The 13,343-nt window shown below is 50.0% G+C and carries 10 protein-coding genes; 8 read left to right on the top strand and 2 right to left on the bottom strand.

Features of this window, described 5'->3' with window-relative positions:
- Window positions 1-238: 238 nt before the first annotated feature.
- Window positions 239-1,084, top strand: coding sequence for a D-amino acid aminotransferase (locus QN395_RS14665; RefSeq protein WP_322120262.1), 846 nt, complete (start codon window positions 239-241; stop codon window positions 1,082-1,084).
- Window positions 1,085-1,105: 21 nt separating this feature from the next.
- Window positions 1,106-1,396, top strand: a complete 291-nt coding sequence (locus tag QN395_RS14660) for a DUF493 family protein (RefSeq protein ID WP_323492269.1) — start codon at window positions 1,106-1,108, stop codon at window positions 1,394-1,396.
- 309 nt (window positions 1,397-1,705) lie between these two features.
- Here QN395_RS14660 and QN395_RS14655 read toward each other — a convergent pair whose 3' ends face one another.
- Both QN395_RS14655 and QN395_RS14650 read right to left on the bottom strand, forming a co-directional pair.
- Window positions 1,706-3,352, bottom strand: a complete 1,647-nt coding sequence (locus QN395_RS14655) for a chemotaxis protein CheW (protein WP_323492270.1) — start codon at window positions 3,350-3,352, stop codon at window positions 1,706-1,708.
- A 12-nt stretch (window positions 3,353-3,364) separates the two neighbouring features.
- The gene (locus tag QN395_RS14650) at window positions 3,365-4,318 is read right to left on the bottom strand and encodes a hypothetical protein (RefSeq protein ID WP_323492271.1); all 954 of its coding nucleotides are present in this window, start codon (window positions 4,316-4,318) and stop codon (window positions 3,365-3,367) included.
- Window positions 4,319-5,090: 772 nt separating this feature from the next.
- Here QN395_RS14650 and lipB point away from each other — a divergent pair.
- From lipB to QN395_RS14620, 6 genes are all read left to right on the top strand, one after another.
- Window positions 5,091-5,762: a lipoyl(octanoyl) transferase LipB gene (gene lipB, locus QN395_RS14645; protein ID WP_323492272.1), complete on the top strand. Its 672-nt coding sequence runs from the start codon at window positions 5,091-5,093 to the stop codon at window positions 5,760-5,762.
- A gap of 20 nt (window positions 5,763-5,782) precedes the next feature.
- A complete protein-coding gene (gene lipA, locus QN395_RS14640; RefSeq protein ID WP_322120267.1) occupies window positions 5,783-6,757 on the top strand; it encodes a lipoyl synthase in 975 nt (324 codons plus the stop codon).
- A 32-nt stretch (window positions 6,758-6,789) separates the two neighbouring features.
- Window positions 6,790-7,206 carry a hypothetical protein gene (locus QN395_RS14635; RefSeq protein ID WP_323492273.1) on the top strand — a complete coding sequence of 139 codons (417 nt, stop codon included), beginning with the start codon at window positions 6,790-6,792 and terminating at the stop codon, window positions 7,204-7,206.
- A gap of 73 nt (window positions 7,207-7,279) precedes the next feature.
- Window positions 7,280-8,698, top strand: coding sequence for a TolC family protein (locus QN395_RS14630; protein WP_323492274.1), 1,419 nt, complete (start codon window positions 7,280-7,282; stop codon window positions 8,696-8,698).
- A complete protein-coding gene (locus tag QN395_RS14625; protein WP_323492275.1) occupies window positions 8,695-10,032 on the top strand; it encodes an efflux RND transporter periplasmic adaptor subunit in 1,338 nt (445 codons plus the stop codon). The genes QN395_RS14630 and QN395_RS14625 overlap by 4 nt, the downstream gene beginning before the upstream one ends.
- On the top strand, window positions 10,029-13,244 hold the full coding sequence (locus QN395_RS14620) for an efflux RND transporter permease subunit (protein WP_323492276.1): 3,216 nt from the start codon (window positions 10,029-10,031) through the stop codon (window positions 13,242-13,244). Before QN395_RS14625 ends, QN395_RS14620 begins: the two co-directional genes overlap by 4 nt.
- Window positions 13,245-13,343 lie beyond the last annotated feature (99 nt).

Genomic DNA, 13,343 nt, shown 5'->3' with positions numbered 1-13,343 from the left:
TAAATATAAGCTCATTCATTGTTCATGACTTCATTTGGTTTTAACTTTATACAAACTACTAGCCAGACTGATTAAAACATCACAATAGCCTGCAGAAATCGTTCGGCATAACCTAACTTGATTTCGCTAAACAGAATATGCAATAGCTTTTTATCACCCATAGATATGCTAACTTTGCATCGATCCTATCAGCAGCTTATGTAAGAATGAGGTTCCATCACTCACCCGGTATCCCATCATGAACGACCCACTTGTTTACCTCAACGGCAGCCTGACTCCGCTCTCTGAAGCCAAGATCCCTGTGCTGGACCGCGGCTTTATTTTTGGTGATGGTATTTATGAAGTCATTCCGGTGTACGGTCGAAAAATGTTCCGCGCTGATCAGCATCTGGCGCGCTTGTTCCGTAGCTTGGCAGCGATCGGCATTCCAAATCCGCATGACAAAGCAGGTTGGCTGGCATTGATTGCGCAGGTGATGGATACACATCCGGCGGATGATCAGATGGTGTATTTGCAAGTGACGCGTGGCGTGGCCAAGCGCGCGCATGCGTTTCCGCAAGAGATGGTGCCGACGATCTTCATCATGACCAACCCGATTGTGTTACCGTCCGACGCGGTGCGCGCCAAAGGTGTGGCTTGTGTCTCGATGGAAGACAAACGCTGGCTACGTTGCGAGATTAAATCCATTTCTTTGCTAGGTAACGTGCTGGCAGCGCAGAATGCAGCAGAACATGGCGTCACCGAGAGCATTCAGTTCCGCGATGGATTTTTGACCGAGGCATCGGCGTCGAATGTCTGGATTGTCAAAGATGGCGTACTGTCTGGTCCACCAAAAGATCATCTGATATTGGAAGGCATACGCTACGGACTAATTGAAGAATTGTGTGCCGCTGGCGGCATTCCGCTGCAAGCCCGCAAAATCACGCAAGAGGAGGTATTTGCAGCGGACGAGGTGTTGTTGTCCTCCGCGACCAAAGAAGTGCTTGCGGTCGTCAAGCTAGACGAGCAGACTATTGGAAACGGCGTGCCCGGCCCCATCTATCAGAAACTATATGCGGCCTACCAGCTTGCCAAAGCCGCTTAACACTTTCTGAATGTTGTGATCATGTCAAACCAAATGCTACCTCCTGTCGATCCTGCCGCAAGTCTGATCGAATACCCAAGCGACTTCCCCATCAAAATCATGGGGGCGATGCATGATGACTTTGCGCAGACGATGCTGGAGGTGGTGGTATCGCATGATCCCAGTTTTCATGCGGGCAAGATGGACATGCGTCCTTCATCGAAAGGCAATTATCTGGCAATCACAGTGACGGTGGTAGCCACAAGTCGTGAGCAACTGGATAATTTATACCGCGCTTTGTCCGGTCATCCTATGGTGAAAATGGTGTTGTAGGCAAAGCTGTTCTACGTCAAATCTTTACGTCGTTACTGGGTTAATGTTATTTCAACCCAGCCTGACGACATCGCTGCATAGCCCTCTTCAATAAAACATACTTCCATATACTCAGACAGAGTATTTTTAATTGTCCATATAAAACCTGGACAGTAGGCCATTTTTATCAAAAATGGAGGGGAGTATATGTTTTTTAGCTATTCAGATTACATCTTGATGGCCGTCACATTGATGCGCAAAAGAGGTCGTGCGTCATTCCGGCGGGTTTCAGCCGGAATAACTTGCAAAGCACTATCCAGCGTTTAAAAATCAAACCCTCTGGCGTAATGGCGTCACATTATGATCCGGCTCTGGCATTGCTCTTCTGTCAAACACATGTCGCATGATGCTCTCGATATCGACAATTTGTATCATCCGGTTTTGCCCGCCGGTTTTAATTAAATTACTCACAAACCGCGGCTCGCTGCGGAACATGTCCAACGGCGGATCGATCTGATCACTGCCAAATTCCAATACATCATGCAAGCTGCTCACCAGCAAACCCAAGGTGCTTTTGCCCCGTCGGGTGATGATGATTTCACCCACATTCTCATCGTTTTGTTCGCTGCCCTGTCTACCTGCACGCAGCAGATTGCGCATGTCCACAACTGGCACAAAAATCGGCGGCGCTCCGCTATTGTCCTGATAATTCAGCACCCCAGCAATGAGCGGCTTTAATGTTGATGCCTGCCGCATACGTTTGATTTCGACCGCCTCAACCACATAATCGGTGGGCAAGGCGAATACCTCGCTGTCGATCATAAAAGTGGCATATTCCTTAGCGTCGTTGAGCTTACTTTTTTGATGCTCCGGTCGCTCATCGACATAGGTCCAGGCAGCATCCTGCTTGCTGATCTCTGTCGTCGCACCGATAGGCACAAACACGACGGACAACACATCGTTTTGATAGTCACCGGTATTTTTATATTCGCGATAGCCGAACGACGTGGTGTGCCCCAGCATCATGTACTGTTGGTCGTGTACCAAAACCTGTGCTGCGCTGATCCCGTTTTTTTCTTGCATGATCTGCGCTGGCAACAGCAATTGACTACTCGCCGGAAAATCCGTGTGCGTGCTAGAAATCACATATCCGGCACGGTCAATAAATGCTGCAAAAGCACCGCTGCGTTTGGGTAGTGAGGAACGCAAAATATTCTGAAATTCCGGCTCAGAATCAAACACAATCCCGATGCCGCCAACGGCACGATTGTCGTCAGGATGAAAAATCGCAGCACAATAAATGTAGGTCGGCCGGTCGCCATACAACCAGCTAGACTCAAAACCAGACACGCAATATGCCTGCCCGTCAGCTAATGCCAAAGTCTTGCGCGTGAGAGCCGGATCCATCAGGCGACCGATGGTTTGCAGGCCATCTTTATGCAAATCCGATGCGGCAACAATCTTACCCTTGGTATCAAACACGACCAGTCTGGAGTAAGCGGTATACAGTGCGTTAATCGATTCCAGAATGCGGGTAATTACTTGTGTATCGTCTTCGCCCATCTCGCCATTGATGAACGCATCCGCCATCAATAACTGGATATCCGGCGTCAGCGCCCACCAGCGACAATCGTTAGCGCGCTCATATAAATTACGATCCATGATGTCGATCATCAGCCGCGAGATAAACTGCGCATCTTGCAAACCCGATGACACTACGGTGCCATACAGATCATGAATAGAGTCTTTAAAAACTCGGCTGGTTTCATCGCCGGTCTGACTAATTTCTTGCAAGATGGATTTGAGCCGTAACAAATCGCTGTCCTGTCCTGCCGACATATTTTTGCCATTCCACACCACGCGACGCAGCGCGAGATTGATCGCTTCTGCACTGACCGATACATCATGCAAAGGTGGACAAAAAGTTTTAGCATGCGACATGATGCCCGCCAGCGTGGCAGCATCTAAGGACGACAAAATATCTAACTCCTAACTGCGAAAAGCCGCCTCACACGGGATCATCACATGCCCAAGCCAGCCCGGACCGCTATAGCCCTGATAATTTTGCGCAGCGCAGGTTTTGGCAAAATAGTCGCGTCCCGCATAAGACACAATCTGATAGGCACCATCCAACGCGATCTGCATTTTTCGACCGGTCGGAATATGATACTCATCGCTGCTGGAAATCACCTCACCACTCGCGTCCAGCATCAACATCACCGAGCGATCCGCGGCTTTATGCAAGCCGGCAAACACGCCGCTCATCTCAACCGCATGCGGAAAACAAAGACACAGCACACCAATCGCACTGCCGTCTTCGGGATGGGTTATTTTGCGTGAATAAATCAGACTACGCTGCTGCGTTGCACGCAAGTCCGACTGCTGAAAACTCTCGACATAAGTGTCGCTATCCAGAGTCGCGGCAAGCAATAGATCGTAGGATTGTCTAACCAGATTACTCTGATCTAAGTTGGCCAATACCTCGCCGTGCGTATTGAGTATCAAAATCTCGTCATACACGGTGTACTTGTTGCGGTAGTCCTGCAGGCGGACACGGATGGCATCGACGTCTCGCTCGTCATCCAGAATGAAATCGCGGATCGCATCATCCATCGCCAAAAAGCCAACATCTGCGGTGCGTTGAAACAAATTGCGCACGACGATATCAATAATCACCTGTGCCTTGAACTGCATTTCCTGCACTGCTTTAGTGACGTTCTCTTGCGCCAGATTGGTGATCAACTTTTTTTCCAGCTGATTGAAACCTTCGCGCGTTGCCTTCATCGTCGGCAGGATGGTCTTGGCCTCTGTCGGACACACCATCTTGGCGGTCGACTCAATCAAGCGCCAGGCAAAGTTAAGGTCATGCAGAGAGCGCTCGCACTTGGCGACTGCTGGCATGTAAGGTAAAAATTCTTCCGCGAGTGTTGATGTTTGCGTCATTCTTTAGCCTTAAGCAATTCAATTACTGATCAAATGGTAGCCGGAATACGAAGCTCGGCCGATGATGATATCAAGCAATAATCTTGCCATTGAAGATGGGCTTTTAGAATGATAGCAACTTGCTGCGTTATCGAATCGCTTTCTTTCTATGGATTATTTGTTGGATAACTGCAAACGAATAACAGACAACGTTCCAACTGAATCCGCCCAATTATTAACAACAAATTTAATATAGGTAGATAAATATACTCCCTGTATGTATATTTTAATTACCCATATAATGTTTGGACAATAAGGCATATTTAATTAAAAAATAGGGGAGTATATTAAATACAATATAAAAATAAGTCAAAAAAAACTATCCTAATCAGTTGTAGGTTTTATCCGCAGGCGCATACGCTGTATGCCCTAATAATTCGCGTTTCAGGCTGTCTTGTACGCTGTAACGCCCCAGCGCACTGAGTCCGCACTCAGTTCGATCTACGATATTAATTTGTGCTGGTAAGAACACGGGTAACAATAAACATCAGGGCCGGTCAACAAGCTGAAAGTTATTCAGCCGCAATTTCTTCCAATAACCAAGTCCGAAACGCTCTGACTTGCGGCCGTTCCAAAGCATTCGCCGGATATACAAGGTAATACGACACGGGGCTGGGCAAGATAGTGCATTTAAACAGACCGAAGGTTTTAGCAATATACCTTCGGTCTAGCTTTAACTGAGATATGTAAGCCAAGTCCAAGTGCGCCGCACACGATGTTACACTTGCGCCCTATGTCTGCCATCTCCACCTCTCCTGTTTCTTCCCAGCTGCGCATCATTGATCGTGGTATTGAAGACTATCAAACCACCTATGACGCGATGCGCGCTTTTACCGATGCACGCACCGAACTGACGCCCAATGAATTCTGGATTGTTGAGCATCCGCCAGTGTTTACTCTCGGCCTTGGTGCAGATCAATCGCACGTGCTGGCAGCACATGAAATTCCGGTGATTCAAACTGATCGTGGCGGCGAAGTGACTTACCATGGCCCAGGGCAAGTGGTGATTTATCTGCTGATGGATTTACGCCGTGGCCACCCCAAAGCGCGCCTATTCGCGCGTGAGTTCGTGAATAAAATCGAGCAAGCGGTCATCAACACGCTGGCAGCGTATAATCTTGCTGGTGAACGCAAGCAAGGCGCGCCCGGTATTTACGTCAGCGATGGCATCTGGCAAGGCGCAAAAATTGCGGCGCTTGGCTTAAAAGTCCGCGGCAATGGCTGCACTTATCACGGCGTATCACTCAATGTGACGATGGACCTGACCCCTTTTTCCTGGATTAATCCTTGCGGTTATGCCGGTCTTGCGACGATTGACATGACGACTCTGGGCGTCATCGTCCCGCTAGCCGACGTGCAACATGCGCTGGCGACTAATTTGCAAGACCTTTTGACCGTATCCTGACATAGCAACTGATCAGCACCATGACAACAGAAAACACTCCCGTCTCTACTCTGGCTCCCGCCTACGATCCAACCGAAAAACAAAAAGGCGCGAGCAAAACCGCGCGTATTCCCATCAAGATTATCCCGATGGAACGTTTGCCAAAGCCGGATTGGATACGGGTTAAAGCAGGCTCGCCGACGACACGTTTTTATGAAATTAAAGACATCCTGCGTGCCAACAATCTGGTCACGGTCTGTGAAGAAGCCTCTTGCCCCAATATCGGCGAATGCTTTGGCAAAGGTACTGCAACCTTCATGATCATGGGCGACAAATGCACCCGTCGTTGCCCATTCTGCGACGTCGGTCATGGCCGCCCAGATCCGCTAGATGTCAACGAGCCGCTCAATCTGGCAAAAACAATTGCACAGCTCAAATTAAGTTATGTCGTCATTACTTCAGTAGATCGTGACGATCTGCGCGATGGCGGTGCAGCCCACTTTGCAGAATGCATTACCAAGATCCGCGAACTCTCACCTAAAACCCGAATAGAAATTCTGACGCCGGATTTCCGTGGTCGTATGGATCGTGCACTAGAAATTTTGAACCTAGCACCACCCGATGTCATGAATCACAATCTGGAAACCGCACCGCGTCTGTATAAAGAAGCGCGTCCGGGATCGGATTATGAATACTCATTAAATTTGCTAAAGCGTTTTAAAGAGCAGCATCCAAATACCCCGACCAAATCCGGCATCATGGTTGGTCTGGGTGAAACCGATGAAGAAATTCTGCAAGTCATGCGCGACATGCGTACCCACAATGTCGATATGCTGACGATAGGCCAGTACTTATCACCAAGCGGCCACCATCTGCCAGTACGTCGTTATGTACACCCGGATGTATTTAAAATGTTTGAAGAAGAAGCCTATAAAATGGGCTTCGCGCATGCTGCAGTCGGCGCGATGGTGCGTAGTTCGTACCACGCTGATCAACAGGCACATGGGATAGGGTAGTTTTTAACTACCAACAATCAGTGACATCACTTGTGAAACTCTCTCGCCCATCTCGCCTGGTTGCAGCGTTTCTAACGCTGTTTAGTATGCTGTTTATGCAGCTTGCTTTGGCGTCGTATGTCTGCCCTGGCAAGATGATGGGTAATGTATCGAACGGTATGAGTGGCATGAGCAAAAGCGTCAGCACTATGCCGATGCTGAACTGCGAAGGTATGGACAGCGAGCAACCAGCGCTGTGCCACGCCCACGCAGAAGATGCACTCAGCAAACAATCGCTGGATAAGCCAATAGCACCGGATGTACCTGCCTTTATAATGGCCGGATTGGTGCTGACGCTCACAATCATCGATAGCGCAGAATTCCCGCAAGAACCTGAACCACAAAGTCTATTGCTAATGCGCTCTACCGCGCCGCCCATCGCTATCCGCAATTGCTGTTTCCGCATTTAAATCTCCAGATCGCTTAGCTTGTTGCCGTACGTCTTTTTGACGACAGTGCCGTTGATCGTTCTCTGGAGATTCCATGTCTTTCCCAATCTGCGTACCTTTACTTGCGCGCCTTAATGCTGACCATCATTCTAAGCTGGTCAATACTCTATCCCGTGCCGGAAAAATCGGCAAAATAATCACCGTGTTCGTGATTACGCTGTCGTCACTCAACGTCAAGGCCGCGGATATATCACTAACTATGCCAATGACGTCGCAGACTGCGCCACTCACCGTGCAGCTAACTTTGAGTCAAGCGCAGCAACTTGCGGTCGCCCGGTCACATCAACTGATTGCACAGGATTTAGCTGTTACTGCCTCGCGTGAAATGGCGATCGCGGCAGGACAATTACCTGATCCAGTATTAAAAGCCGGCATCGATAATCTGCCCGTCAACGGCCCTGACCGTGGCAGCCTGACCAGCGATTTTATGACCATGCGTCGTATCGGTGTGATGCAAGAACTGACCCGAGGCGATAAGCGCCAGTTGCGCGCCCAACGCTATGACCGGGCAGCCGATAAGTCGCTGGCAGAAAAATCCAACCTCATTACCGCTATTCAACGCGATACCGCGATTGCCTGGTTGGATCAATACTATGCAGAACGCATGGCTGTCGTGGTCGCAGAGCAAGCAACCCAAGCCAAGCTTGAAATCGATGCGGCGGAAGGAAATTATCGCGCTGGTCGCGGCAGCCAGGCAGATATCTTTAGCGCCCGTAGTGCGCTAAGTATGGCGAATGACCGCAGCAGCGACATTCAACGCAAACTGCGCAACGCCAAGACGATGTTACATCGTTGGACCGGTGTTAACTCAGAGCTGAGCTCAGCGGAGCAACCTCAGCTTGAAACCATACGTCTGGATCAATCAACGCTAGACACTTCGCTCGCCCATCATCCACAGATTGCAGTATTGAACAGGCAAACAGAGCTGGCCGAAGCCGATGTCAAACTGGCAGAGGCGAATAAAAAATCGGACTGGTCTGTCGAGGTCGCTTTTCAGCAACGTGGTTCTGCCTATTCAAATATGGTGTCGGTCGGCGTATCGCTACCGTTTCAGTGGGATCAAAAGAACCGCCAGGATCGCGAGCTGTCTTCCAAACTAGCGATGGTCGAACAAGCCAAAGCCGAGCGTGACGAAATGCTGCGTGCCCACGTCGCCGAGACCAAAGCAATCATAGATGAATGGCAAACGGCGCTTGAGCGCGTCGCCCGCTATGAGCGCGAATTAATCCCGTTGGCAATTGAGCGGACGCAAGCCACGATGGCGGCATACCGGGGCGGCAAATCCAGCCTATCTGAACTCTTGTCTGCACGTCGCAATGAGCTTGATATGCGCCTGCAAGCGCTGCAACTTCAATCCGACACTGCCCGTTTATGGGCACAACTGAATTTTCTATTTCCTGCCGAACTGCCAGGCATCCATTCGGCTCAGTCCATGAACAAGGATATCCAATGAAAAATAAAAACATCATCCTCCTCACCGCAGGACTCGTTGCTATCGGAGTGTTGGCAGGATTTGGTCTCTATCGTCTCGGCCTCAGCCAAGGCATGAAAGCCACCGCAACACCCCCGACAAATACAGCGATGGCAGCAGCTCCAGCTAAGGATAAAAAGGTACTGTATTGGCACGATCCTATGGTTCCCACCCAAAAGTTTGATCAACCGGGCAAGTCACCGTTTATGGATATGCAACTGGTGCCGGTCTATGCCGATGGCGATAGTAATGGCGGCAACGACGGCAATGGTGGTAGCGAAAACTCAGTCAGTATTAGTCCCCGAGTGCAGCAGAATTTGGGGATACGTACCGCGCCAGTGGTCAAAGGCAATCTGAGCCTGGCAGTAGCCGCGGTCGGTAGCGTTACCTATAACGAACGTGAAGTGGCGCTAGTGCAGGCACGCAGCAATGGCTTTATTGAAAAACTGTATGTCCGCGCGGCCTTGGATATGGTTAAAAAAGGGCAAGCTCTAGCCGAATTATATGTGCCGGACTGGGTTGCAGCGCAAGAAGAATTTCTGACAGTAAAACGAATGCAGACGAGCGGCATAGAGGGATTACTAGAGGCCGCTAAACAACGTATGCGTCTGGCCGGCATGAGTGATGAACAAATCCATTTGGTAGAAACCAGTGGCAAGGTGCATCCACGCATCACCATCACAGCGCCGGTCGGCGGCGTCATTACAGAATTGTCCGCACGCGAAGGGATGACCGTCATGACAGGCGCACCGATGTTCCGCATCAACGGCCTGGCGACGATCTGGGTCAATGCTGATATTCCGGAAAATAGTCTAGCGCAGATACGTCCGGGTAATACGGTGGAAGCCAGCACCCCCTCCTTACCCGGCACAACCTTCAAAGGGAAAGTCAGCGCGATCTTGCCACAAGTCGATATGACGACCCGCACGCTAAAAGCCCGTATTGAACTGAACAATCCTTCCGCTCAATTGGTACCGGGCATGTTCGCTAACATTAAATTTAATTCCGACGCGCGCAACAATATTTTGCTGGTACCGACAGAAGCCATCATCCAGACCGGCACCCGCTCGGTCGTGATGATTGCTCAGGATAACGGCAAGTTTATGCCAGTGGATGTTGAGACCGGAATGGAGGCCAATGGTCAGACCGAAATCCGCAAGGGACTGCAAGTCGGGCAAAAGCTGGTTGTTTCGGGTCAGTTTTTGGTCGATTCAGAAGCTAGCCTGAAAGCGACAACGACCCGTATGAGCGACGCTTCTGCCAACGCTGCAATGACAACGACTGTGCCTGAACTTCCATCAGGAGCCAAAAAATGATGGCGAAAATAATCCGCTGGTCTATCGCAAATCGCTTTCTGGTATTGCTAGCAAGCTTGATGATGACCGCATGGGGTATCTGGTCACTGTCACGCACACCGTTGGATGCGATTCCAGACTTGTCCGATGTACAGGTCATCATCCGCACCAGCTACCCGGGTCAGGCACCGCAGATCGTTGAAAATCAGGTGACGTATCCATTGACCACGACCATGCTCTCGGTACCGGGAGCCAAGACGGTACGCGGTTATTCGTTTTTTGGCGACTCCTTCGTCTACGTATTATTTGAAGACGGTACAGATATGTACTGGGCACGCTCACGTGTGCTGGAATACTTAAATCAAGTGCAGTCGCGTTTACCACCGCAAGCGAAAGCCTCGCTTGGCCCTGATGCTACCGGCGTAGGCTGGGTGTATGAATACGCGCTGATAGACCGCAGCGGCAAGATGGATTTGTCGCAATTACGCGCCTTCCAGGATTGGTTTCTGAAGTACGAATTAAAATCCGTTCCTAACGTATCCGAAGTCGCCAGTATCGGTGGCATGGTGCGCCAATATCAGGTGCAACTCGATCCTGACAAAATGCGTGCGTATAACATCCCCCACGGCAAAATCGTAGAGGCGATACAGAAAGCGAACCAAGAAACCGGTGGCTCGGTATTAGAACTTGGTGAGGCCGAATTCATGGTGCGCGCTTCTGGCTATCTCAAAAGCTTGGATGACTTTCGTAAGATTCCTCTGACTACCACCGACGCTGGTGTATCGGTGCGGCTAGGCGATGTAGCGCGTGTCCAGATCGGACCAGAAATGCGGCGTGGCATTGCCGACCTGAATGGCGAAGGCGAAGTCGCAGGCGGCGTGATTGTGATGCGCTCCGGCAAAAACGCCTTAGAAACCATCAAGGCCGTCAAAGCAAAATTAGAACAATTAAAAGCCAGCCTGCCGCCTGGGGTTGAGATCGTTACCACCTATGACCGCTCGCATCTGATCAAGCGTGCAGTCGATAATTTGCAAGAGAAATTGATAGAAGAATTTATCGTCGTCGCGCTGGTCTGCGCGATTTTCTTATTCCATTTGCGCTCAGCGCTAGTCGCTATCGTCACTTTGCCGATGGGTATTTTGATTGCGTTTACGGTCATGTATTACCAGGGAGTGAACGCCAACATTATGTCACTGGGCGGGATCGCGATTGCTGTTGGTGCCATGGTGGATGCCGCAGTAGTAATGATAGAGAACGCACACAAACATATCGAGGCCTGGAACCATACCCATCCGGACAAAAAATTATCCGGCGAGGAACATTGGCGGGTCATCGGCGATGCAGCGGCAGAAGTCGGTCCCGCACTTTTTTTCTCGCTCTTAATTATTGTGTTGTCGTTTATTCCTGTGTTCACGCTAGAGGCGCAAGAGGGACGTTTGTTTGCACCGCTCGCTTTTACCAAAACTTATGCCATGGCTGCTGCCGCCGTGCTGGCGGTGACACTGATTCCGGTACTAATGGGTTATCTGATCCGCGGCAAAATTCCGGATGAACAAAAGAATCCGCTGAATCGTTTTTTTATTGCACTCTACCGCCCCTTGCTGGATGTGGTGCTGCATTCACCCAAAGCGACTCTGGTCGTTGCCGCCATAGTCGTCGTTGCGACTCTTTGGCCAATATCACGTTTGGGCGGTGAGTTTATGCCGCCGCTGGATGAAGGTGATCTGTTGTATATGCCCTCTGCGCTACCTGGGATTGGTGCCGGTAAGGTATCCGAATTACTGCAACAAACCGACCGTCTGATCAAGACCGTGCCAGAAGTACAAACCGTCTTTGGCAAAGCGGGACGTGCCGAATCAGCAACCGACCCCGCGCCCTTAGAGATGTTTGAGACCACCATACAGTTCAAACCACGTGATCAATGGCGTGCCGGCATGACCACCGACAAGTTGATAGAGGAACTAGACCGCATCGTTAAAGTCCCCGGCTTATCTAACATCTGGGTGTCACCGATCAGAAACCGTATCGATATGCTGGCTACCGGCATCAAGAGTCCGGTCGGTATTAAAGTTGCTGGCGCTAGCTTAAAAGAAATCGATCGCATTACCGCAGACATTGAACGCGTCGTCAAAAATGTAGCAGGCGTTTCTTCTGCCTTAGCAGAGCGTTTAAACGGCGGCCGCTACATTGACATCGATATCAACCGGGATGCAGCAGCTCGTTATGGCTTAAATATCGCGGATGTACAAAGCATCGTTTCAGCGGCCATCGGTGGCGACAATATTGGAGAAACCGTCGAGGGTTTACAACGCTTTCCTATCAATCTTCGCTACCCCCGCGAGCTACGTGACTCGGTAGAAAAATTACGCCAATTACCGGTACTGACCGAACGCGGCGCGCAGATCCAATTAGGCGATGTAGCTCAGATCCGCATCAACGATGGACCACCGATGTTGAAGAGTGAAAATGCACGCCTGTCGGGCTGGGTTTATGTCGATATCCGCGACCGTGATTTAAATTCGACGGTGCATGAGATGCAGCAAGCAGTCGCCAAACAAGTGAAACTACCCGCTGGTTATTCAGTCACCTGGTCCGGTCAGTTTGAATATCTGGAACGCGCCACCGCCAAGCTAAAAGTGGTAGTACCAGCGACCTTACTGATTATTTTTGTGCTGCTGTATATGACGTTTAAACGTATCGATGAGGCCGCACTGATCATGGCGACCTTACCGTTTGCACTGGCTGGCGGGATTTGGCTGCTTTGGTTACTTGATCATCACTTATCCGTTGCCAGCGGGGTAGGATTTATCGCTTTGGCTGGGGTCTCGGCAGAATTTGGCGTGATCATGTTGCTCTATCTTAAACAAGCGTGGGATGCTCGCGTCTATATCGGCAAAGAAACCGAGCAAGATTTATTAGATGCGATTCGTGAAGGCGCGGTGTTGCGGGTAAGACCAAAAGCCATGACGGTAGCGGTGATTATTGCCGGGCTAGTGCCTATCATGTTAGGGCAAGGCACAGGCTCAGAGGTCATGCAACGTATCGCCGCACCGATGGTAGGCGGCATGATCACCGCGCCTTTATTGTCGATGTTTGTGGTACCTGCGGTATATTTTTTATTACGTCGAAAACAAATCAGAAAATTGGCAGAAACATCGGCAAAAACATCAGCAGGAACATTAGCAGATACATTAGCAGATACATTAGCAGATGCACCAGAGCGACAAGACTAAAGAGTCACCTAATTATAAGTTTGTAACACTTAGGTTTAGAAATCGCAGTTTAGCTATGTATGTGAATGTTAATATGATTTTCTAAGGTAACTCTCACGG

Source organism: Undibacterium sp. RTI2.2 (assembly GCF_035018705.1).
Taxonomy (GTDB): domain Bacteria; phylum Pseudomonadota; class Gammaproteobacteria; order Burkholderiales; family Burkholderiaceae_D; genus Undibacterium.
Note: the sequence above shows the minus strand (reverse complement) of the source record. Positions and strands in the feature narration are given on the sequence as shown.

What these genes read in the sequence shown, in the direction of transcription:
- QN395_RS14665 (WP_322120262.1), top strand. Translation starts at nt 239, where the DNA reads ATGAACGACCCACTTGTTTACCTCAACGGCAGCCTGACTCCGCTCTCT.
- QN395_RS14660 (WP_323492269.1), top strand. Translation starts at nt 1,106, where the DNA reads ATGTCAAACCAAATGCTACCTCCTGTCGATCCTGCCGCAAGTCTGATC.
- QN395_RS14650 (WP_323492271.1), bottom strand. Translation starts at nt 4,318, where the DNA reads ATGACGCAAACATCAACACTCGCGGAAGAATTTTTACCTTACATGCCA.
- lipB (WP_323492272.1), top strand. Translation starts at nt 5,091, where the DNA reads ATGTCTGCCATCTCCACCTCTCCTGTTTCTTCCCAGCTGCGCATCATT.
- lipA (WP_322120267.1), top strand. Translation starts at nt 5,783, where the DNA reads ATGACAACAGAAAACACTCCCGTCTCTACTCTGGCTCCCGCCTACGAT.
- QN395_RS14630 (WP_323492274.1), top strand. Translation starts at nt 7,280, where the DNA reads ATGTCTTTCCCAATCTGCGTACCTTTACTTGCGCGCCTTAATGCTGAC.
- QN395_RS14625 (WP_323492275.1), top strand. Translation starts at nt 8,695, where the DNA reads ATGAAAAATAAAAACATCATCCTCCTCACCGCAGGACTCGTTGCTATC.
- QN395_RS14620 (WP_323492276.1), top strand. Translation starts at nt 10,029, where the DNA reads ATGATGGCGAAAATAATCCGCTGGTCTATCGCAAATCGCTTTCTGGTA.